Annotated in this window: 21 protein-coding genes; 12 read left to right on the top strand and 9 right to left on the bottom strand. The window is 65.5% G+C overall.

Annotated elements, in window-relative coordinates:
* The first annotated feature begins 43 nt into the window (after window positions 1-43).
* Complete coding sequence (locus ABZ293_RS03825; RefSeq protein ID WP_355177190.1) at window positions 44-916, top strand: LysR family transcriptional regulator; 873 nt, start codon at window positions 44-46, stop codon at window positions 914-916.
* A 99-nt stretch (window positions 917-1,015) separates the two neighbouring features.
* Here the strand turns inward: ABZ293_RS03825 and ABZ293_RS03820 are convergent, their stop codons facing one another.
* From ABZ293_RS03820 to rpsF, 5 genes are all read right to left on the bottom strand, one after another.
* A complete protein-coding gene (locus ABZ293_RS03820) occupies window positions 1,016-4,111 on the bottom strand; it encodes a replicative DNA helicase (protein ID WP_355177189.1) in 3,096 nt (1,031 codons plus the stop codon).
* A gap of 749 nt (window positions 4,112-4,860) precedes the next feature.
* Complete coding sequence (rplI, locus tag ABZ293_RS03815; RefSeq protein ID WP_355177188.1) at window positions 4,861-5,313, bottom strand: 50S ribosomal protein L9; 453 nt, start codon at window positions 5,311-5,313, stop codon at window positions 4,861-4,863.
* A gap of 16 nt (window positions 5,314-5,329) precedes the next feature.
* On the bottom strand, window positions 5,330-5,581 hold the full coding sequence (gene rpsR / locus ABZ293_RS03810; RefSeq protein WP_040697505.1) for a 30S ribosomal protein S18: 252 nt from the start codon (window positions 5,579-5,581) through the stop codon (window positions 5,330-5,332).
* A 90-nt stretch (window positions 5,582-5,671) separates the two neighbouring features.
* Window positions 5,672-6,205 (bottom strand): single-stranded DNA-binding protein, encoded by a 534-nt coding sequence (locus ABZ293_RS03805; RefSeq protein WP_355177187.1) that lies wholly within the window; start codon window positions 6,203-6,205, stop codon window positions 5,672-5,674.
* Between the two features lie 81 nt (window positions 6,206-6,286).
* On the bottom strand, window positions 6,287-6,574 hold the full coding sequence (rpsF, locus tag ABZ293_RS03800) for a 30S ribosomal protein S6 (RefSeq protein WP_040697500.1): 288 nt from the start codon (window positions 6,572-6,574) through the stop codon (window positions 6,287-6,289).
* A 302-nt stretch (window positions 6,575-6,876) separates the two neighbouring features.
* Here rpsF and ABZ293_RS03795 point away from each other — a divergent pair, with 302 nt between their 5' ends.
* Genes ABZ293_RS03795 through ABZ293_RS03780 form a run of 4 tightly spaced genes read left to right on the top strand, consistent with a single transcriptional unit; the run spans window position 6,877 to window position 11,513 of the window.
* A complete protein-coding gene (locus tag ABZ293_RS03795; RefSeq protein WP_355177186.1) occupies window positions 6,877-8,268 on the top strand; it encodes a hypothetical protein in 1,392 nt (463 codons plus the stop codon).
* Window positions 8,269-8,327: 59 nt separating this feature from the next.
* Window positions 8,328-8,828: a hypothetical protein gene (locus ABZ293_RS03790; RefSeq protein WP_355177185.1), complete on the top strand. Its 501-nt coding sequence runs from the start codon at window positions 8,328-8,330 to the stop codon at window positions 8,826-8,828.
* A 4-nt stretch (window positions 8,829-8,832) separates the two neighbouring features.
* Window positions 8,833-10,863: a histidine kinase gene (locus tag ABZ293_RS03785; protein ID WP_355177184.1), complete on the top strand. Its 2,031-nt coding sequence runs from the start codon at window positions 8,833-8,835 to the stop codon at window positions 10,861-10,863.
* Window positions 10,830-11,513 carry a response regulator transcription factor gene (locus tag ABZ293_RS03780; protein WP_355177183.1) on the top strand — a complete coding sequence of 228 codons (684 nt, stop codon included), beginning with the start codon at window positions 10,830-10,832 and terminating at the stop codon, window positions 11,511-11,513. Before ABZ293_RS03785 ends, ABZ293_RS03780 begins: the two co-directional genes overlap by 34 nt.
* Before the next feature lie 10 nt (window positions 11,514-11,523).
* Here the strand turns inward: ABZ293_RS03780 and ABZ293_RS03775 are convergent, their stop codons facing one another.
* Window positions 11,524-12,060 (bottom strand): ABATE domain-containing protein, encoded by a 537-nt coding sequence (locus ABZ293_RS03775; protein WP_355177182.1) that lies wholly within the window; start codon window positions 12,058-12,060, stop codon window positions 11,524-11,526.
* Between the two features lie 101 nt (window positions 12,061-12,161).
* Between ABZ293_RS03775 and ABZ293_RS03770 the strand changes: the two genes are divergently transcribed.
* Window positions 12,162-13,091: a DMT family transporter gene (locus ABZ293_RS03770; protein ID WP_355177181.1), complete on the top strand. Its 930-nt coding sequence runs from the start codon at window positions 12,162-12,164 to the stop codon at window positions 13,089-13,091.
* 10 nt (window positions 13,092-13,101) lie between these two features.
* On the opposite strand, the gene ABZ293_RS03765 is transcribed toward ABZ293_RS03770, so the two are convergent.
* Window positions 13,102-14,211, bottom strand: coding sequence for a DUF475 domain-containing protein (locus tag ABZ293_RS03765; RefSeq protein ID WP_355177180.1), 1,110 nt, complete (start codon window positions 14,209-14,211; stop codon window positions 13,102-13,104).
* A gap of 207 nt (window positions 14,212-14,418) precedes the next feature.
* Entirely contained in the window at window positions 14,419-14,994 is a 576-nt protein-coding gene (locus ABZ293_RS03760; RefSeq protein ID WP_354961413.1) for a TerD family protein, read from the bottom strand.
* A 143-nt stretch (window positions 14,995-15,137) separates the two neighbouring features.
* On the opposite strand from ABZ293_RS03760, the gene ABZ293_RS03755 reads away from it, so the two are divergent.
* From ABZ293_RS03755 to ABZ293_RS03730, 6 genes are all read left to right on the top strand, one after another.
* A complete protein-coding gene (locus tag ABZ293_RS03755) occupies window positions 15,138-16,355 on the top strand; it encodes a hypothetical protein (protein WP_355177179.1) in 1,218 nt (405 codons plus the stop codon).
* 48 nt (window positions 16,356-16,403) lie between these two features.
* Window positions 16,404-17,615: an HpcH/HpaI aldolase/citrate lyase family protein gene (locus ABZ293_RS03750; RefSeq protein ID WP_355177178.1), complete on the top strand. Its 1,212-nt coding sequence runs from the start codon at window positions 16,404-16,406 to the stop codon at window positions 17,613-17,615.
* Window positions 17,612-18,979 carry a phosphoribosyltransferase family protein gene (locus tag ABZ293_RS03745; RefSeq protein ID WP_355177177.1) on the top strand — a complete coding sequence of 456 codons (1,368 nt, stop codon included), beginning with the start codon at window positions 17,612-17,614 and terminating at the stop codon, window positions 18,977-18,979. Before ABZ293_RS03750 ends, ABZ293_RS03745 begins: the two co-directional genes overlap by 4 nt.
* 11 nt (window positions 18,980-18,990) lie before the next feature.
* Entirely contained in the window at window positions 18,991-20,157 is a 1,167-nt protein-coding gene (locus ABZ293_RS03740) for a cysteine protease StiP family protein (RefSeq protein WP_355177176.1), read from the top strand.
* Between the two features lie 56 nt (window positions 20,158-20,213).
* Window positions 20,214-21,002, top strand: a complete 789-nt coding sequence (locus ABZ293_RS03735; RefSeq protein WP_355177175.1) for an HAD family hydrolase — start codon at window positions 20,214-20,216, stop codon at window positions 21,000-21,002.
* Between the two features lie 61 nt (window positions 21,003-21,063).
* Entirely contained in the window at window positions 21,064-21,393 is a 330-nt protein-coding gene (locus ABZ293_RS03730; protein ID WP_355177174.1) for a hypothetical protein, read from the top strand.
* Here the strand turns inward: ABZ293_RS03730 and ABZ293_RS03725 are convergent.
* Window positions 21,339-22,184 carry a hypothetical protein gene (locus ABZ293_RS03725; RefSeq protein ID WP_355177173.1) on the bottom strand — a complete coding sequence of 282 codons (846 nt, stop codon included), beginning with the start codon at window positions 22,182-22,184 and terminating at the stop codon, window positions 21,339-21,341. The genes ABZ293_RS03730 and ABZ293_RS03725 overlap by 55 nt on opposite strands.
* Between the last annotated feature and the right edge of the window lie 60 nt (window positions 22,185-22,244).

Genomic DNA, 22,244 nt, shown 5'->3' with positions numbered 1-22,244 from the left:
GACCATCTCCGCATCCGCCATACCGCGTAGGTATCGTGTTGCGGTGGACCTTCGTTTGCTCCGGTACTTCGTAGCGGTGGCGGAGGAGCGCAATATCGGCCGGGCGGCGAACCGCCTACACATGACACAGCCGCCGCTGAGCCGGGCCATCCGGGAGCTAGAGGACGAATTCGGCGTCATCCTGCTCGAGCGCACCCCGAAGGGCGTCGTCCTGACTCCGGCCGGAGCAACGATGTACGACGAGGCGAGTGCGCTGCTGAAGCGAGCCGACCGGATCCGCGACCGGGTGACCGCCAGCGCAGGGTCAGCGACCCTCACCATCGGGACGCTGGCGGATACCGCCGCGCACGTCGACGGTCGGCTGGTGGCATTGTTCCGGGCACGTCATCCGCACGTCGACGTTCGCGTTCACGAAGCCGATCTCGGTGAACCGACGGCCGGGCTGCACGCCGGGCTCGTCGACGTGGCGCTCACTCGAACCCCCTTCGACGACAACGGAATCAGCATGCGCATCCTGCGCTCGGTGCCTGTCGGCGTCGTGCTGCGTGCGGACGACCCGCTCGCCCATCGCACTGCGGTGTCGCCGGTCGACCTGGTCGGCCGCCGATGGGTCCGGTTGCCATCCGGCGCAGATCCGGCATGGACCGCCTACTGGACCTGCGGCGCACACGACGACGCAGCACCGGCGATGCGGACGATCCAGGAATGCCTGCAAGCGGTCATATGGAACGGAACATCGGCGCTCGCCCCGATCGACCAGCCGCTGCCCTCCGGCCTCGTCATCGTCCCCTTCCCCGACCGCCCGCCGAGCCATCTCGTCATCGCGTGGCTGAAAACCGCTCACAGCCCGCTGATCCGCAGCTTCGTCCAGATCGCCGAGCGCAGCTACAGTTCCCGCCACGAAAGCGGCGTCTGAGCGCGACGTCCTGGGCGCCAGCAGCGGCGTAAGGGCCTGCTGGTCAAAGCGATCACGCGCGTCCCCCGCACGGCCGGTGGGTACCAGCTTGCAGATCTGTCAGCCGCGCGCCATATCCACGAACCGACTCAAATGCAGTTGGTGCGCAACGGTAATCGTGGCAGTCGGACCATTACGGTGTTTGCCCACGATAAGGTCGGCCTCACCACCGCGCGGGTCGTCCCGCTCGAACGCATCGGGTCGATGCAACAGGATGACCATGTCCGCATCCTGTTCCAGTGAGTTGTGTACCGAAATCCCTTGTGCCACAAAGTTATGCGTTCCCGGCACGGTGCCATCGTAGACGTCCTGTTCGCCCAGGCCGGTGATTTCGACGACCTTGTCCCAGAAGACGTCGTTGGTGGCCAGCATTTCGATGTCGGCATCGTCGAGGACGGCGGCGACGCGGGCGAGACGGGCGCGACTGGGGGAGCGCTTCCACATGGTGGAACCACAGAAGCGGGAGCCCATGGCGGCCGAGAACTCTCGGTGAGTCATGTGCTTGGTTGCCAGCAGAGTGCGGACTTGGGCCCAGACTTCCTTGGGGACGGTGTCGACATTCGTATTGCGCACCATCGGTTCCAGTTCGGCGAGGGCTGATTGCGCGGCCTGTCCGCGTGCGCCGTGAACACTGATGTCGCGTAGGAAGATCGTCTGATTATCCGCCCCATCGATGGTGAGGTGCCAGCAGTCGCGATAACCCGCCTTGCGGACATTCTTGATTCGTCCATGTACGCCGAGTCGTAGCAGTAGCTGTGCCACGTCATCGACCAGGCGGCGGCTCGTGGAGGCGTAGTAGACGCGAGCCTGGCCTCCCTTGGCATCCCAACGCACCGAGCCGTCGGTGGCCCACAAATGCTTCAGGAACAGTGCGATCTGATCGTTCGGCAGCGAGAACACCTGCTGCGGAACGAATTTTTCGTAGCTGCGCAATCCGAAGAGTCCCAGCTCGTCGAGCCAGGCGGCAATTGGATTGCGCTTGCCGTGGGTGAGTCGATAGGGCGCGGGCAGTCGCAGGGTTGTCACGCGGGCAGCCGCGTACTCGTCCCGTACCGCCGTCACGCCGAAGTGCCGGGCCGCGGTGGTTACCGCGTCGAGGTTCTCCTCGTCGATGCTGGCGTAGCGGATCGGCTGGCGCTTGACGCATGAGCCGTCACCGATCATGTGCGCCAACAGGATTATCTCGGAGTCCGCCATCCGCTCGGTGTGCACTGGTTCAGGCACCATACGCGGAGTGGCGAGGCGGTCGCCTACGGCCAGCTTTTCCAGTGGGATCCAACCATCGACCGTCAGGAACGGGTGGTTGCCAGTGGCCTCGACTTCTCGCCCCGAAGCCAGCCGCAGCCGGAACACTTCCTTGCGCCCGCTGGGAAAGACCTTCACCATCGGCCGCGCAACCATCCGCATGCGATCGTCCAGCGACCAGACCAGCGGTTGCTCCCCGCTTGTGAGCAACTCGCCGAGGGTGGTCTCACCACCGCTGTCCGCACGCAGGATGCGCGTCGAAGCCGGGAGGCAGCCCGATTCGCGCAGGTCGGACACCATGGGACGCTTATCTGTTCGCTGTTCGGGACCGCGGTTCAGCTGGCTGATCGCGATGACCGGAACTTCCAACTCCTTGGCCAGCAGCTTCAAATTTCGCGAGAAATCCGAGACTTCCTGCTGACGAGATTCGACCTTTTTTCCCGAAGTCATCAGCTGGAGGTAGTCCACCACAACGAGTTTCAGGTCGTGGCGCTGCTTCAGACGGCGCGCTTTGGCGCGGATCTCCATCATCGTCAGGTTCGGCGAATCGTCCACGAACAGTGGCGCCTCACTGATCTCGCTCATACGGCGAGCGAGTTTGGTCCAGTCGTCATCGCTCATCCGGCCCGAACGCATATCGCCCAGCTTGATCTTCGCCTCAGCCGAGAGCAGCCGCATCACGATTTCCGTGCGACTCATCTCGAGCGAGAAGATAACGCTGGCCAGACCGTGCTTGATCGAGCAGCTGCGCATGAAGTCCATGCCGAGGGTCGAGTTGTGCGTGGGCACCATCGACGCTCCGGCCAGGTACAGGTGATCCGCATTGCCCACTTCAACGCACCGCACCGGGACGGTGTCGATCTTGCGGACATCCACAATGTGGCGCGGAGCGGACCGTCGGGTGCCCGGAACGACATGGTTGAGGTCGCCGTCGATGTCACGCAGGGTGTGCACGATTTCGCTGGTGGTGCGCACGGCTCGGTTGCCGTTGTGCAGGCCGGATTCGGTGAGCCATTGGTGCTGCTCGTCGGCGACGATTACGGTGCCGTCGGAGAATTCGACCTCGTAGCACGGCCGGTCGGTCATGACCTCGGTGGCGGCCAGGACGCGGGTGGGGCGGCCTTGGGCGTCGAGGAGTTCGTCGCCGACGCGGACCTCGCCCATGGTGGTCCAGCCGGTGGGGGTGGGCAGGGGGGTGTCGAGGGCCAAGGCCTTGCCGACGCCGGGGCGGGCGGCGACGATGATCATTTGGCCGGGGTGTAGGCCGTTGGTGAGTTCGTCCAGTTCGGTGAAGCCGGTGGGGACGCCGAGGGAGATGCCGCCGCGGGAGGCGATGGAGTCGATTTCGTCCATCGTGGGCTGGAGCAGTTCCTCGAGGGGGAGGAAGTCTTCGGTGGTGCGGCGTTCGGTGACCTCGTAGACCTCGGCCTGGGCGCGGTCTACGACCTCGGCGATGTCCTGGCCGTCGGCACCCGCGTAGCCGTATTGCACGATGCGGGTGCCCGCTTCGACGAGGCGGCGCAGGATCGCCTTCTCCGCAACGATTTCGGCGTAGTAACCGGCGTTGGCAGCAGTGGGGACCGTCTGGGTGAGGGTGACGAGATAGGGCGGACCGCCGATGCGCTTGAGTTCGCCGCGGCGGTCGAGACCGGCGGCGACGGTGACCGGGTCGGCCGGTTCGCCGCGGCCGTAGAGATCGAGGATGGTGTCGTAGACCGCTTGGTGCGCCGGGCGGTAGAAATCGCCGGGGCGCAGCACCTCGACGACGTCGGCGATCGCATCCTTGCTCAGCAGCATGCCGCCCAATACGGACTGCTCGGCCGCCATATCGTGTGGCGGCTGCCTGCCGAAGTCCTCGCCGGGCGGTTCGGGCGGGTAGTCCGTATGCCCGCGGTCATCGGTGGTAGTCACCAGACTCGACCGTCCTCTCTCGCCGCTAGCGACATACATCAAAGGCCGCTCGGAAACGGCGACCGCGTGCACATCGCTCGAAACCGCCGCCTACCGGCTGACCCTATTGATCACTCGTTGTACTCCCGGGTACCGACACATCGGGACGTCGAACCATGGTGTGCGAGTTCCCCGTTGACAGGCTCACCCGCGGTTCCAGCAAACCGGTGTGACAGCTCCCGGATCATGACGATCCGGAGGTTCGTTCATGACAATGCGACGAACCTAGGCGACCCGATGGGGACTCGCCAAACCGGACTGTGCACACGCCTGTGGATAAGTTGGGGACTGTTTACCCAACGATGTGCACCCCCTGTGTACTACTTGGGGAAAACCCAGGTCACGCCGCTCAAACATGCAGATAGATATCGATTTCCAAATCTGTCCACGTGTGGATGAATGAAGTGTCGGCGTGTCGGTCCAGTTGAACAGCCGGGCGTGTTGGGTAAACAGAGTGTGTACTACGGGTATGTCCCGGATCACGTAGCGGCCGGTTGGTTTTCTCGACGATCCACAAGTCGAATAACAGGTGGTAGAGCCGATAGCCGAATTTGCCGAGGATGGTCCAGATCACCGTTCCGGCCTCTCGCAAATATTCGGCTATCTGCAGGATTACGCCCATGGCTCAGGCCGCGACCACACTCTGGCCCGAGGCGGCGCAGTCGAAGGCCACCCTTGTGTCGAAACACAAGAGTGGCCTTCGAATGAACTCAGTTCGCGGCGACCTGCAGGTCGAACTTCGCGACCACATCGGGGTGCAGATGCACCGCGACGTTGTGCTTGCCAACCGTCTTGATGTGCGACTTCGGCAGTTCGATGCTGCGCTTGTCGACGATCGGGCCACCGGCCGACTTGATGGCGGCGGCGATGTCGGACTGGGTCACCGAGCCGAACAGCTTGCCGGTGCCCGCGGTCTTGACCGACAGCGAAACCGACTCCAGGCCCTCGATGGCCTGCTTCAGCTCGTTGGCGTGGTCCAGGTCGCGCACCTTGCGCGCGTCCTGCGCCCGACGGATGCCCTCGACCTGCTTCTGAGCGCCACGGGTGGCGACAATGGCCAGGCCGCGCGGCAGCAGGTAGTTGCGGCCGTAGCCGTCCTTGACCTCCACGGTGTCACCGGGGGCACCGAGGTTGTCCACATCAGCAGTCAGAATCAACTTCATTGCGATGTCTCCCTTCTCAGCGAGCCGTCGACACGTACGGCAGCAGGGCTACCTCACGCGAGTTCTTGACGGCAACGGCGACGTCGCGCTGGTGCTGCACGCAGTTGCCGGTGACCCGGCGAGCGCGGATCTTGCCGCGATCACTGACGTACTTCCGCAGCAGGGCGGTGTCCTTGTAATCGATATTGACGGTGCCGGACTTGGCTTCTTTGCAGAAGGTGCAAGCCTTCTTCTTCAGCACCTTTTCGCGCGCGGGCGCTTTAGGCATGGTTACTCCGTAATAAATGATGGGCCGATCGTTTCGAGCGATCTGCGAGCAGTCGCTACCGAAAGCAATTCAGGCCGAGGTGAGCCGTTCTCAGAACGGCGGTTCGTCGTCTACGCGGCCGCCCCCGAAGGAGCCCGCCGCGGGTGCGCTGCCCCACGGGTCGTCGTCGGCGCCGCCGGAACGGCTGCCGCCACCACCACCGGCAGGAGCGAAATTGCCGCCGCCGCCGCCGGAACCGAAGCCGCCGCCCCCGCCGCCGCGGCTGGCCTTGGCGACCTTCGCGGTGGCGTAACGCAGCGAGGGACCGACCTCGTCGACCTCGAGCTCGACGACCGTGCGCTTCTCACCCTCGCGGGTTTCGTAGGAGCGCTGCTTCAGCCGTCCGCTCACGATCACGCGGGCGCCTCGGGTCAGGCTTTCAGCGACATTCTCCGCAGCTTCACGCCAGATGTTGCAGCGCAGGAACAGCGCTTCGCCGTCTTTCCATTCGTTCGAATTACGGTCGAACACGCGGGGAGTCGATGCGACGGTGAAATTCGCCACCGCAGCGCCCGCGGGCGTGAATCGAAGTTCGGGGTCGGCCGTCAGATTTCCGATGACGGTGATGACCGTGTCGCCTGCCATGTGGTTCCTCCTGCTCGGTATGCAGTCCGCAGTGCACCTGTTGCGCTAGAGCCTAGAGATAGGCACCGACGCAATCGAGGGTCACTTGCCGTGGCGCAGAACCTTGGTGCGCAGCACCGACTCGTTGAGACCCAGCTGGCGGTCGAGCTCGCTCACGGTGGCGGGCTCGGCGGTCAGATCGACCACCGCGTAGATGCCTTCGGCCTGCTTGGCGATCTCGTAGGCGAGACGGCGGCGGCCCCAGATGTCGACCTTGTCGACCTTGCCGCCATCGGTCTTGACGACGCTCAACATGTTGTCCAGCGACGGACCAACAGTGCGCTCGTCCAGGCTCGGGTCGAGGATAACCATCACTTCGTAATGACGCACGGACCAATCACCTCCTGTGGACTAGGAAACGGCCACGGACGGTCCGTGGCAGGAGGGTCGTTGCGTCAGCAACCCGACAAGGCTACATGAACCCCCGTTAACCAGCGAAAGCTCCCCCGCCTCCCCGGGCCTTTTGCCGGTCGTTGGAGCCTCGATAGTCGCGTCGCGGGCCGGAGGCCGGTCGTTGGGGCGAGTTCTGGGCGTACCCGATGAGTTACCCATGTGCGTACGAGATCAGATGTTGCGATGGCAACCGTGGGGGACGCGGGCGTGGTCTGCCCCGGCCACCTACTCTGGTCGTCATGTCGACCCGACCGGCCGCCAGCGACGTGATCGCGGGGCGCGTACAGCGCACCACAGTGCTGGCCGCAGCGGTGGTGCTGCTGTGCGGGTTGACGCTGGCGCTGGCCTATCTGAACAAGGCGCGTTGCGCGGGTGCGCCGTTCGGCGAGGATGGCCGCAGTGCGATCTTCGATGTGGTCAAGGATTCGGATGTCTGCTATTCCGATATCCAATTCCTTTGGCTGGGGCGCGATATCGACCAGCACGTCTTTCCCTATATTGACGGCGGAATCACCGATGACGGCATGCTGACCGGCGGCGCGGTCGAATATCCGGTGCTCAGCGGTGTATTGATGTGGCTCGGCGCGGTCGGCGCCGATAACGACGCGGAATTCCTGCTGCACTCGGCATTGTTGTTGGCGCCGTTCGCCTTGTTGACCGCCTGGCTGCTGGTCCGGCTGGCCGGTCGGGCGGCGCTGTTGTGGGCGGCGGGGCCGCCATTGGTGCTCTATGCATTCCACAACTGGGAACTACCCGTGGTCTGTATGGCCGTCGCCGCGGTGTACGTGGTGACCGCGCTGACTCGATATTCGTTGCGTACCAGGGGAATTCTGGCCGCCGTATTGCTCGGCATCGGATTCTGCCTCAAGCTGTATCCGGGTATTTTCGTACTGCCGCTGCTGGTGTATGTGTTGACGGGCGGCCAGCGCGATATGGATGGTCCAACGCCGTCCCGGCTGGATGTGCGCGGTGCGCTGATGACCGCGGGTGCCGCCATCGGCACGGTGGTCCTGGTGAATCTGCCTTTCGCGCTCGCGGGTTATGAGGGCTGGCGCGCATCGATCACCTTCCAGCAATTGCGGCAGGCCGATATCACCACAAATTCCATTTGGTACTGGGGACTTCGGCAGATGTTCGGTCAGGACGCCGATAGTGAGACCGCATTTCAGCATGCGGTGTCGATCGCCTCGCCGACGCTGGTGTTCACCTCGTTCGCGCTGGCGATGTGGTTGGGCTGGAAGCGATTCACCTCGACCGGCACCTTCCCGTGGATCGGGGTCAGCGGCGCGATGCTGTGCGGATTCCTGCTGTTCCACAAGGTGCATTCGCCGCAGTACACGCTGTGGCTGGTGCCGTTCCTGGTGCTGCTCGAGGTGCCGTGGCCGGTGATCGGGGCCTATCTGGTCGCCGATGCGACGATCGGGATCGGGGTGTTCCGGTACTTCTATTCGATCGGATCCGGTAGCTCGGTGGATTTGATGGAGAACGTAGTGCAGTTCGGCGTGTGGGGGCGTGCCGTACTCCTTGTGGTGTTCTTCTTCATATTCGTGCGGGCGGTGCCGCGCGGAACCCGGGTCGCGCCGCCGCCGATACCGCGGTTGGAAACCGGCGGCCTGGTACCCGTGGCCTAGTACCGGATTCCACCCACGGGTGGTACTGCGCCCGCCGCGATCCGCGCACCGTTGTGGGCATGACCTCGCAGAACACAGTGACCGCGGTGCTCGTGCTCGCCGTACTCGGCTGGATCATCTACCGGCAGAACCAGTGGCGGCTGTTCGATCCGGTTCGGATGTGGCGATTGCCGGTGATCCTCGGGCTCATCGGAGTGCTCGGTGCCTGCACATCGACCGATCTCGGTGCGCTGCGGACGCTGGATATCGCGCTGCTGGTATTCGAGGGGGTGTTATCGCTCGCGATCGGCGCCGTGATGGGTGTGATGTCGCGATTCCGGCGCGATGAGGTGGGTGCGCTGCTGGTCCGGACCGGTGCCGCGGCGTCGGCGCTGTGGCTGGTCTCGATCGCGGTGCGCGTTGGCGTCGACGTGATCGCCGTCGGGTACGGCGCGACCTCGTTGACATCATCGGGGCTGATTCTGCTGCTGCTCGGCCTGAACCGGGCCGGTCGGATCGCCGTTATCTCCGCTCGGGCCGAGAAGTCGACCGTTGCGTCGCCAATGAGTCGGGCACACTGAGGCAATGTTCGGCAGCGGGATCGCGGGATCGACACCCACGCTTCTGAGCAGGCTGCTCCGCCTGGTCGGGGCGGGCGCCCTGGCCGCGTTCCTGCCCACCTATCACCTCGCTGATCTGGGTGTGCCCGTATTACTCGCGGTCGGGCTCGCGGGTATCGGCATGTTGACCTGGGCGCTGGCCCCCGCCGACCGGCATCGGCTCAACCGGATCGCACTGGCGCTGATGGTGGTATTCGGCGGGCTCACCGTCGCGCAGTACGGCGGCAGTTCGGTGGCCATGCTCGCCGCGGTCTACGGCGGGTTCGCCGTGGTTCAGCATTCGACGCTGTTCGGTGCGCTGCTCACCGCGACGGCGGCACTGGCGGTGAGCATTTCGTATCCGGTGGCCCAGGCACCGGCGGGGGTATTCGCGGCAATGCTGGCGGCCATCGCGGTGGTGGCGCTGATGGGGGTGAACCGCAGGCAGTTTCGGGTGAGCGCCGAACAGAATCGACTGCTGGTCGAACAGAGCCGGGCGATTCGCGCCGAACGTGATCGGGCCGCCGCACTGGCCGAACGCGGCCGGATCGCCCGCGAGGTGCACGACGTATTAGCTCATACGCTCGGCGGACTCGTCCTGCAACTCGACGCCGCGGATGCGTTGCTGGAAGCGGGCGAGACCGAACAAGCCGGTGCTCGGGTACGGTCCTCGCGGGCGCTGGCCGCCTCCGGTCTGGCGGACGCGCGGCAGGTCGTCGGCGCACTGCGCGCCGAACGATTGGCGCTGCCAACCGAACTCGAACGGCTGGCGCGCGAACACCGGGACGCGGGCGGACAACTCCGACTCCACTGCGAGGGCAACACCGACCACCTCGACGAACAGGTGAGCACAGCGCTACTGCGCGCCGCACAGGAATCCTTGACCAATGCCCGCAAACACGCACCCGGTACGGAGGTCGAACTACGACTGCGCATCGAAGCCGACCAGGTCGAGCTGACCGCATCCAATCCCCTGCCCCGCCGAACCAGGCTGCTGTCGGCGAATGCGCGGTCGACAATGCAGGACGCGAGTGTGGCCATGCAGAGCGCGGCGACCCAGGGGGCAGTGGTGCAGGGCGTGGAGATGCAGGCCGTGGTGGTACAGGACGCGGCGGCGCCGGACGTGGGAGCGCAGGGCATGACGACCCGGGACGTGGTGATGCAGGGTGGGTCGGCACAGAATGTGGCGCCGCATGGCATGGCGACGCAGAGTGCGGCGATGCACAGCGTGGAGGTGCAGACCGGGGTGACACAGGGCACGGCGGCGCCGGACGCGGGAGCGCAGGGCATGACGACTCAGGATGTGGTGATGCAGGGCGTGGAGGTGCAGACCGTCGCGGCACAGGACGCGGCGGCGCGGGACGCAGGACCACGGGGAATGACGGCTCAGGACGCGGTGATGCAGGGTGGGTCGGCACAGAATGTGGCGACGCAGGGTGAAGCGACCCCGGGTGCAGTGGCGCAGGGCGTGGAGATGCAGGCGGTGGTGGCGCACGACGCGGCGGCGCCGGACGCGGGAGCGTGGGGCATGACGACTCAGGGTGCGGTGATGCAGGGTGGGTCGGCACAGAATGTGGCGACGCAGGGTGAAGCGACCCCGGGTGCGGTGACCCAGGGCGTGGAGATGCAGGCCGTGGTGGCGCACGACGCGGCGGCGCCGGACGCGGGAGCGTGGGGAATGACGGCTCAGGGTGCGGTGATGCAGGGTGGGTCGGCACAGAATGTGGCGACACAGGGCTTGGCGATACACAGTGCAGCGACCAAGGGGGTGGAGGCCCAGGGTGCGGCGGCGCAGACGGTGGCAACCCTGGACGCGGTGATGCAGGGTGAAGCGACCTCGGGTGCGGTGATGCAGGGGGCGACGGCTCACAGCTCAGGGGCTGGGGATTTGGTGGGGATGGGGGTGGGGGCCGGGTTGCTCGGGATGCGGGAGAGGATCGGGGGGCTGGGTGGGACGGTTGTGGCGGGAAAGGTGGGTGGGCGATGGGTGGTGCGAATGATGGTGCCGCGGAGGTGATCACGGTGGTTGTCGCCGATGACCAGACCATCGTGCGCGAAGGGTTGACCACGGTATTGTCGCTGCTGCCGGATATCGAGGTGGTGGGGGAGGCGCGCGATGGTGCCGAGGCGGTCGAATTGGTTGCGCGGTGTGCGCCCGATGTCGTGCTGATGGATCTGCGGATGCCGGTGCTGGACGGTGTGGCCGCGACGGCCGCGATTGCGGCGGACCATCCGGGTACCGCGGTGCTGGTCTTGACCACCTACGCCGATGACGAATCGATCGCGGGTGCGCTGCGCGCGGGTGCGCGCGGCTATCTGACCAAGGACGCGGGCCGACGCGAGATCGCCACGGCGGTACGGTCCGTCGCTGGTGGCCAGTCGACCTTCGCCGCCGAGGTCGGGCAGCGGCTCGTCGCTGCGCTCGCGGCGCAAACCGTCGGGCCGTCGTCGCCTCGGCGCAGTGGTCCGGAAATCGGCCTCAGCGCTCGTGAACTCGAAGTGCTCACCTTGATGGCCAAGGGCCACAACAACTCCGAGATCGCCAAGGAGTTGTTCATCGGCATCAGCACCGTCAAGACCCATATCGGTTCGCTGTTCGCGAAGCTCCAGGTCCGCGACCGCGCCAAGGCCATCGCCTACGCGCACCGCATCGGCCTCGGCGGCTGAGCGCATCGGGTCAGTCGGCGTGCCGGGCGCGGAACGCGGCGCTTTTGGCGCGATTGCCGCAAAGGGTCATATCGCACCAGCGGCGCGACTTTCCGCGTGAGGTGTCGAGGTACAGGCGGGTGCATTCGAGGCGCCCGCATTCCTTGACCAGACCGCGTTCGGGGCCGCCGAGCATTTCGACGGCGGAGCGGGCGATCGCGGCCAGTGCCGCGTCCGGATCGCCGTGCCGGGCGATCGTCGCATCGTCGCGCAACGTGACCTGGGGGAGTGCGCCGCGGGCGAACTCGTTGACGGTATCGCGGTCCGCATCGGCGAACGGTTCGTCGCGGGCGGCGGCCAGGGCCAGTCGGTAGCCCGCTTCGCGCAGGCGCACGGCACGGTCGAGTATCGCCGCATCGCAGTGCGGTGCGGTGTCGAGGAGGTCGGCGGCGAGCAGCCAGGTATCGAGATCCGCTGGCGTGCTGAGGAAGTCGTCGAAGGTCGAGGCACGGGCCTTGACCGTGCCTGCGAAATCCAAGGCGAGGTTACCGCTCACGAAGGCGAACACCCTCTCATAGTAACCACCTTGACAGGTTACGTGCGCAGGTGCGAGGTTAGTAACCGTCTTAGATGGTTATCCGGCCTGTCATGGTCGATCGAGGAGTGCACGTGAAGACGCAGCTCTTGGACCCGTTGTTCCGAGCGACCGGCAAGCCATCGCTCGCGGCGGGCATGCAACCACTGTTCGTCGTGCTGTGGAGCAGCGCATTCATCGCGGGAGTGGTCGGCGTCGGTGCCGCCCCGCCGATGATGGTGCTGTTCGCGCGGTTCGCCGTCGCCGCGGTGCTACTCGCGGTGTACGCCACCGTGATTCGGGCCAGCTGGCCGAGCGGTGGTCAGGTCAAACATGTCGTCATTGCGGGACTGCTGATGCAGATCGTGCAGTTCGGCGCCTTCTACACCGCGATGAGCCTGCACGTCTCGGCCGCGATCATCGCCCTGGTGCAGGGCCTGAATCCGGTGGTCATCGCATTGCTGGCCGGATTCATCGGCGAGACCGTCACCGCGCGCCAGTGGTTCGGCTTCGGTATCGGCGGTATCGGCGTCGGGCTGGCGGTGCTCGATCAATCGAGCATGTCGCTGGTCGGTCTGCTGCTGTGCGTGGTTGGCTTGCTCGGCCTCAGCGTCGGCACGATCTACCAGAAACGCTTCGTCCCGCAGGTCGATTCGCGCGCGGCGACCGCGATCCATATGGCCGCGAGCGCACCGGTTGCGGGCGTATTCGCTTGGGCGACCGGACAATTGCATATCTGGGATGCGACGCGATTCGCCGAGTCGCTCACCTGGATGGTGCTGGTGAATTCGATGGTCGCATTCCTGTTGTTGAATGCGATGCTGAAGCGTTGGGAGGCAACGCGGGTCGGCCGTTTGTTCTTCGCGACTCCGGCGGTCACCGCCATCCTGGCCTGGCTGTTCATCGATCAGCCGCTGCGTCCCTTGGCCGCCGCCGGACTCGGCGTCGGACTGATCGGCATGGTGTTCGCATCGCGACGCCCCACGCCCGTGGTCGCGCGACCCCAGCCCGTGCCGGCGCGGTGAACCACGGAGTTCAGCCCACCGGGGTGGGCTCTCGTTCGCTGTCGACTTCGTCGGCGTCTTCGCGCCGGTTCTTGATGATGCTGGTGATGAATGCCGCGCCGATGAACGCCACACCGACGAGACCGGTGAAGAGGTCGTTGATGTGCACACCGATCGAGACGAACAGGATGATCGCCAGCGCGCCGATCGCCCAGTGCGCACCGTGCTCCAGGAACACGTACTCCGACAGCGTGCCCTTGCGCACCAGGTACACCGTGATCGAGCGGACGAACATGGCGCCGATCAGACCGAGGCCGAGCGCGATGATGATCGGGTCGGAGGTGATGGCGAAGGCGCCGATGACACCGTCGAAGGAGAACGACGCGTCCAGCACCTCCAGGTACAGGAACAGGAAGAACGCGGCCTTGCCCGCGGCCTTGACCAGCTGCGACGGACCGCCGTCGGCGCCTTCTTCGAATTCTTCGGTGTGGAACAGCGAACCGAGCCCGTCGACCACGATGTAGGTGATCATGCCGAGCAGTCCGGCGATCAGCACCGTGGCGCGCTGCTCGTCGGTGGCGATGAACTCCGCGGTCAGCATCAATCCGGCGCTGGCGACCACCACCGAGAGCATGTCCAGCTTGCCGAGCTGGGCCAGCGGCTTCTCCAGCCAGGACAGCCAGGTGATCTCGCGCTCTTCGAAGATGAAGTTCAGGAACAGCAGCAGCAGGAACATGCCGCCGAATGCGGCGATCTGTGGGTGCGCGTCGGTCAGCAGCTTCTCATAGCTCGGGCTGCCGTCCGGAAATACCAGTGCGTCATCGGCGGGCGGGTTCAGTGCCAGGTCGAAGGCCTTCACCGGGTGCAGGCCCGCGGTGATCCACACGATCGCCAGCGGGAAGACCAGCCGCATACCGAATACCGCGATCACCACGCCGATGGTGAGGAAGATCTTCTGCCAGAACTCGTTCATGCGTTCCAGCACAGTGGCGTTGATGACGGCGTTGTCGAACGACAGTGAGACCTCGAGCACACCGAGGATCGCGGCCAGCGCCAGCGCGGTCGGCCCGCCGTAGAGGAATGCGACGATGAGCGATATCACCGTGACGCCGATGGACATCCCGAAAATTCGCAGAACCACGCGGAGACCCTTTCCGTGCGGCGGTCGAATGTTTGTCCGAGCGCGCCTGTAGCTGATGTAACCCGAGGGCCGTGCAACCCGCGGTGGCGATGATGGTTCCAGCGTGGACGCGGAACCGTCGATTGTCCAACGGTGCGCTGCGGCAAATCGTTCCGTGGACACGCGGACAGGGGGCCCGTTGCCGAGCCCCCTGTTACAGCTGGTGTCTTAGACGTTCACGCCGTAGTCGCGGGCGATACCGGCCAGACCCGAGGCGTAGCCCTGCCCGATGGCGCGGAACTTCCATTCGGCACCATTGCGGTACAGCTCACCGAAGACCATGGCGGTCTCGGTCGAGGCATCCTCGGACAGGTCGTAGCGGGCCAGTTCGGCGCCGTTGGCCTGGTCGACCACGCGGATGTAGGCGTTGCGCACCTGGCCGAACGACTGCTGGCGGGTGTCCGCGTCGTAGATCGAGACCGGGAAGAAGATGCTCTCGATGGTCGGCGGGGTGTTGGCCAGGTCGACCTTGATGACCTCGTCATCGCCTTCGCCCTCGCCGGTCAGGTTGTCGCCCGTGTGCTCGATGGAGCCTTCGGGCGACTTGAGGTTGTTGAAGAAGACGAAGTGCTTGTCGGACACAACCTTCTTGTCCGCACCGGTCGCGATCGCACTGGCATCCAGGTCGAAGTCGGTTCCGGTGGTCGTACGAATATCCCACCCGAGCCCGACGGAGACAGCGGTAAGGTTCGGCGCCGCTTTGGTCAGCGAGACATTGCCGCCCTTGGACAGACTGACACCCATTCGGGGATCCCTTTCAATAGACGTCTGTGGTTCCCAGCATGTCCGAATCGCCGGGTACGCCATACGACAGTAGTAGGTTTCCCCGGACTTGCGTAGGAACTGAGCTAAGCACGGCGGAGTGGTACACCGCCTAACATCGGGGCGTGACAGGCCGCAGGCGTGGATGGTTCCGGTCGTCCGGGAACACCGAATGGATTTCGCAAGCCCGGTCGACGCTGGCGGCCGCGTTTCTCGATATGGATCAGCGCCAGAGTGCGGCCGACGCCGCGGTGCACGCCAGTGCGCAGGTGTTCCCGGAGCGCCGGATGAGCGCGCAATGGGAACCCGTGCGCAGCCGGTGCTATGACGCCGCGGGCGCATATCTGGCATTCACCGAGGAATTGGACAATGCCGAGCGCGACGGCACTACCATGCCGCAGGGGCAGTTGCGGGTGGACACCCTGGTCCGGCAGCTGACCGATGCGGCCCGCGCGGTCGATGAGTTCTATCGCGGCAATCAATCGCAACTCGAGCACGCGGTCGCGGTGCTCGGCACGGTGCCGCAATTCGCTCAGCAGGTGAAGGTCGCGGCGGCGGGTGTCCGCGGGCAGGCGGCCGAATCCGAATACGCCGACTACCCCTCGGTGCGGCAATGTGCGGCGGCGGTGGATGAGTCGCTGCTCACACTGGAGGCCCTCGGCTCCGAGGTACCGGCGGCGACCGTCCGCGAGGCCGCCAGCCGCCTGGAATCGGCGACGAAGGCGCTGGCAGAAGCGTTGGCGCAGGCGCCATCCCGGGCTGGGGCCGCGGCCAATGCGATCACCTCGGTCGGCACCAGAATCGCCGCCGTGCGCACCCGCGGTGAACGGTTGGCGCCTGCCTACTCGGAGCTGCTCCGCGAGTTCAATGCTGCGAGTTCGGCGGATCTGGCTAACAATGGGCAGGACAGTCAACGGGCCATCGATGCCGCCGACGCTGCCCTGGTCCGGGCACGTGCGGCGGCGGCCGAGAACAATCCGGAGTTTGCACTTGAGCTGACCACATCTGCACGGGGCTACCTCGCCGAGGCCGAACAGAAGGTCGACGCCGTCACAAAGCGGCTGACACTGCTGCGCGAGGTCCGTGCGAATCCGCAAGAAAAGGCCAAGGCCGTACGATTTCGGCTGCGGGACGCGCAAATGCTCGCGGTGAGCCGCGGGCTCGTCGGCGAATGGGGATCTGTGCTCGATGCACAGGTGGACCGAATCGATCGAATCACCGAAAACCTGTCGGGACGTCATCCCGACTACTGGGCCTATGTGGCCGAATTGGATGCCGTCGCGGAGTTCGTAGCCGGGGTAGTGGATCGAATGAGAAAACAAGCAGGACCACGACGAGAATGAGGCCAGGGGTATGCGGCCACCGCCACAAGGGATGAGGACAGCGCAACGATGACCGCGGGCATCGCCGTCCAGCAACAGATCTCCCTGCGAAAGCAATTGCCACTACGCCATTTCCGGCAGCTGCACGGCCCGGAGGCACGGCGCCTTTTCCATCGACAACCGGAACCGTTCGGCGATCACGCCGATCGGGAACTTTTGGCGATCGCACTCGGCGCCACCCTGTACGCACCGGCGACCCGGGCGGATCTCGCCATGACCATCAGCAGACGGGCCGCGCGCGGGGTGTGCTCGATGGTCATCGATCTCGAGGACGCGGTCGCCGATCACGAGTTGGAGTTCGCCAAACACCAGACCGTCGCGACGCTGAATCTGCTTGCGGGCAACGATGATCCGAATCCGCTGCTGTTCGTGCGCGTTCGTGACGCGGATACCGTCTGCGAGATCGTCGAGCAGCTCGGCACCGGTGCGGCGGCATTGACCGGCTTCGTCTTCCCGAAGTTCGACAGTGCGAGCGGGCCGAAATATCTCGCGGCGCTCGAGGCCGCCGGGGAGCGGCTGGGCCGGCCGGTATACGGCATGCCGGTACTCGAATCGGCGGCGCTGGTGCACCGCCAGACCCGGGATCAGGAGCTGACGCAGATCGCGGCGCTACTCGCCGAGCACCGGGAGCGGATACTCGCGGTGCGCATCGGGGCCACGGATATGTGCTCGACCTTCGGCATTCGGCGCGATCGGGATCTGACGATCTACGACGTGCGGGTGGTCGCCGATGTCATCGCCGATATCGTGAATTACCTCGGCCGTTCGGACGGTTCGGGTTTCGTGATCACCGGGCCGGTCTGGGAGTACTTCGCCGACCATGAGCGGATGTTCCGGCCGCTGCTGCGGACCGCGCCGTTCGAGGAATCCGATGCGGTGCCGTTCCGGCGCTATCTGGTCAGCCGGGATCTGGACGGTCTACTACGTGAGATCACGTTGGATCGGGCCAATGGGATCCAGGGCAAAACGGTGATCCATCCGTCGCATGTGGCGGCGGTGCACGCGCTATCGGTGGTAACGCACGAAGAGTATTCCGATGCGCTCGACATTCTCCAGGTCGACGTCGGCGGGGTGGCGGCATCGGGCTATCGGAACAAGATGAACGAAATGCGGCCGCATCGCAGTTGGGCGCGCCAGACGCTATTGCGGGCCCGGGTTTTCGGTGTCGCGAACAAGGGTGTCTCCTTCGTCGATCTGCTGACGGCGTTGGTGACCGAATGAGCACCGATGCCTGGGCGACCGCGAATTTGGGCATCGAATTGCGGCATGAGCGCTCGCACGGCGCCGGTGTTCCGGTAGATGTGCTGCCCGCCGAACTGCCCATTGCGACGCTGATCCAGCCCGGCCTGCGCCGCAATCCACGCCGGGCGCATCTGCTGGTCTCCACCGTGCTCGGCAAACATCTGCCGACCGATCCCCGCGTGGTACTCGGCGCGGGCAACCGGCTCGGTGACCTGGTGCGTGACGTACTCGGTGCACGCGAGGCGGTGGTGCTCGGATTCGCCGAGACGGCAACGGGATTGGGGCATTGTGTGGCGGCCAGGATCGGAGCCGGGTGCTATCTGCACTCGACCCGTCGCGAGGTGCCCGACGCCAGCACATTGACCGGATTCGAGGAGGGGCATTCGCACGCCACCTCGCATATGCTCCAGCCCGCGCCCGCCGATATCTTCGTCAACGATCTGCCACTGGTGCTCGTCGACGACGAAATCTCCACCGGGGATACCGCGATCGATGCGGTGCGGGCACTGCACGCGTTCTCGCCGCGTTCGCATTATGTGCTCGCGTCGCTGGTTGATATGCGGACCGCGGACGATCGGGCACGCTTCGAGGCGGCGGCCGCGGAATTGGGTGCGCGGATCGACACCGTATGCCTGGCTTCGGGGCGCACCCTGCTGCCCGATGGTCTGGTCGAGACGGTATCCGCGATGCCGGATCCGGAATTGAATCCGACTGCGGCGCATCGTGGTTCGTTCGATCAGCTGGAATTGCCCTGGCCCGCTGCGGTGCCGGAGGGCGGCAGGCACGGGATGCTGCGATCGGATACCGATGCGTTCGAGGCGGCGCTCGCGAAGGCGGCCGAGGCACTGCGGGTTCGGCTCGCCGACGGTTTCGCCGGACGCCCCGTTATCGTGCTCGGGCACGAAGAGCTGATGTACCTGCCGCTGCGATTGGCGGCCGAACTCGCCGATGCCGGGATCGCGACGCGCTACCAGACGACCACCCGCTCGCCCGCGTATGTACTCGACGAACCCGGTTATCCACTGCGGCGCGGATTTCGGTTCATCGCACCCGAACCCGGTGAGGAGCAGCCGCGCTATCTGTACAACGCGCACTGGATCGAGGATGCGCTGTCCGAACTGGCGGCGCTCGGTGCGGACGATCCGGTGCTGGTCGTCGTCATAGACGCACCAGCGGATAGTGCCGAATTGCGTGCCGAGGGCGGTCTGATCGATGTGCTGACCGCATCCGGCGCCGATGTCGTATTGGCGGTGCTGCCAGGCGCGGATCCGCGCATGCTGCACGCCGAGCGCAGCGATGCCGTGCCGGTGGCCGCCGACGTATCCGAACCGAGAGTGCTGTGAGGTCGAACGCTGTGCCGGAATCGAATATCTCGCCCCGAACGGCATTGCCGGTACCGGAGCCACTGCACGGCCCGGCCTTCGGATCGTATGCGGCCCAAGAGGTTTCCTGGCTGCTGAAGGATCTGTCGGAGGTCGATCTGGAGGCCGATGTTGCCGAGCGCGAGCGCCGGATCCAGTCCGGTGCGGCGCATTACGCGGAATCGCTGCCGATCGAATATCAGCCGGACGCCGCGTACCGCTCGCTGTTCGACGAAGTGCTCGCCGACAGTGCCGAGCGGCTGGCGCTCGCCGTCGCGACGGTATCGGAACTCGTGGTCGCCGAACGCGGCCAGGACATCGTGCTGGTGTCATTGGCCAGGGCCGGGACGCCGATCGGGATTCTGATGCGGCGCTGGCTGCTCAGCGGGCGCGGGCCGGATCTGCCGAGCCTCGATGTGCCGCACTACGCGGTGTCGATCGTGCGCGATCGCGGCATCGATGCGGTAGCTCTGGACTACCTTGCGCGCCATTATGATCCGACGTCGGTGGTATTCGTCGACGGCTGGACCGGCAAGGGCGCGATCACTCGTGAACTCACCGAAGCGCTCGACGCCTATTACGCCGCGGGCGGCGCGCGATTCAATGACGAACTCGCCGTACTCGCCGATCCGGGACATTGTGTGCGCACCTATGGCACCCGCGACGACTTCCTCATCGCCTCCGCCTGCCTGAATTCGACGGTATCCGGACTGATTTCACGCACCGTGCTGAACGACACGCTGATCGGCCCCGGCGAGTTCCACGGCGCGAAGTTCTACCGCGACCTGGCCGACGATGACGTATCCGGCCGCCTGCTCGACACCGTGACCGCGGCCTTCGATACCGTCCGGGATCGGGTGCCCGCCGAACTGGCCACCGTGCGCGCGGGCGACCGCACGCCGACCTGGACCGGCTGGGCCTCGGTGGACCAGGTCCGCGCGGCGTACGGCGTGGCCAGCGTGAATTTCGTGAAACCCGGTGTCGGCGAAACGACTCGGGTGCTGCTGCGGCGACTGCCGTGGCGGGTGCTGGTGCGCGAGGCGGACGCGCCCGAGCACGCACATATCCGACTGCTCGCCGCGGCTCGCGGTGTTCCGGTCGAGGTCGTACCCGACCTTGCCTATTCGTGCATGGGATTGATCAAGGACGTGCAGCAATAATGCATTTACGACGACTACGAAGACATGCTCTGATCGCTACCGATCTCGACCGGACGATGATCTACTCGCGCAATGCTTTCCACTCCGCCACCAATGTGCCGACGGTCTGTGTGGAACATCTGGAGGGCGCACCCCTGTCGTTCATGACGACCACCGCCGCCCTGCGGATGCAGACCCTGACCGAACCCGCTGCCGTCATCCCGACCACCACTCGGACCATCAAGCAATTCGAGCGGATCCAACTACCGGGCGCCCCGTGGCGATACGCCATCACCAGCAATGGCGGCAATATTCTGGTCGACGGCATACCGGATATGCGCTGGCGCATTGATATCGACGCGCAGGTGCGGGCCGGCGGCGCGACGCTGTCGGAGGTGAATACCGAACTGCGCGCGCGCATCGACGACTCCTGGGTCACCAAATTCCGTATCGCCGACCATTTGTTCACCTATCTGGTGGTGAAGCCGAAGGAGGTGCCGGAGGGTTTCCTGGCCGAATGGGATGCGTGGTGTCGTCCGCGCGGCTGGTCCGCGTCCCAGCAGGGCCGCAAGATCTACACCATGCCCGTGGCCGTCTGCAAGAGCCACGCGGTCCGCGAGGTCCGCCGCCGCCTGCTCGACAATGGCGAACTCACCGATGCGGCAATGACTCTCGCCGCGGGCGACGGCGCGCTCGACGCCGAAATGCTGCGCACCGCCGACTCCGCCATTCGCCCCCGCCACGGCGAACTCGAACAACTCAACTGGACCCATCCCAACCTCACCGTTACCCGTGCGTCGGGAATTCTGGCGGGCGAGGAGATCATCAACTGGTTCATCAAGGCTGCGCCGGGATCCGCCGAATAGGGGCTTGCCTTGACACCGGCGGCAATCTTTAGCGTTGCCGTGATGGTTCGAAGGAGGTCGAATGCTGATCGGCATGCTGATGCTGGCTGAACGTGCCGCTCAGCTGGATCTTGCCCGTGCCACGGCCGTCGAGGCGGGACGGGATCCGTCCGCACTCGAGTACACCCGCTGGGGATCGATCGAGATGCCGGCGGAATGGGTGGATGGGTTTGCCGCACAAGGTGTCACCCGCATCGTGGTCGGGGCGATGGCGGCCGACCGTGCCGAGCAGTTCGACGAAATGTCGGCGTTCTCCGAACGTTTCGGGCTCGCCGCGACGCTCGGTTGGGCACGGCGTCAGCGGCGTCGCCAGCACTGGGCGCTATCGGCCAGGTTCCACCAGGCGACGTAGTCGGGGTCCTGATCGACCAATTCCCAATTCGCCTCCAGCGCATGGAAGAAGGCGGCGTCGGCGGTGCGGCCGCCAGGTGGTTCGCCGATGTAGATGAGCAGATCACCACCGACGCGCTGATAGGCGTCGAGGGCACCGGAGGCCATAGGGTTCGCCCAACCCGGTGGCCAGCAGAGCAGTAGGACGTCGGCGGCATCGGCAATGTCGCGGTAGGCATCGGCGTCTCGGAGTTCCTGGATCGGATGCCAAATATGCGGCTGCCCGGCTGCCGACGGAAAGGATGTGTTGTTCGAGCGGTCCGGCGGATGCGTATCGTAAGCCGTTACCGGCACGCCGGATTCGGCGAGCCGGCTGGCCCAGTAGCCGCGTCCCGCACCGATCTCGGCGACCGATCGCCCGCGCGTGATATCGGCGATCCAGGCAAGCGTCTCCGGTGCCGGCACGGCATAGGCGTAAGTCGCCTGCACGACGATCTGCGCATATCCCAGCCGCGCACTACCTTTCGCGCGGCCGCCGTTCACCTCGCGTCGCCCGCCGCGCTCCGGCGGCCCCGCCGCCACCGACGGCGCGACGATATCCCAATACGGATCGACACTCTCCCCACCGGTCATAAAGTGCAGCAACCGCAGATCGAAGGCCGCATCCGCCACCGCATCCCCGGTCCCCGCCAGCTGTTCGGCCATCGATAGGTAATCCGCCACCCGGGGGTAGGCCTGTTCGAACGCGGCCTCGTCTTGCACCAGGTTCGCCAGCGCCGCGAGTCGTGCATCCGACAATACGAAGGGTGGCATTCTGCAATTGTCCAGGGACTGACCGAAATCAACGGTCGAATCAACCGAGCTGAGGGCGTT

Source organism: Nocardia sp. NPDC005998, from assembly GCF_040614395.1.
Classification (GTDB): Bacteria; Actinomycetota; Actinomycetes; order Mycobacteriales; family Mycobacteriaceae; genus Nocardia.
The sequence above is the reverse complement of the archived record's forward strand: the minus strand, read 5'-3'. Positions and strand labels throughout refer to the sequence as shown.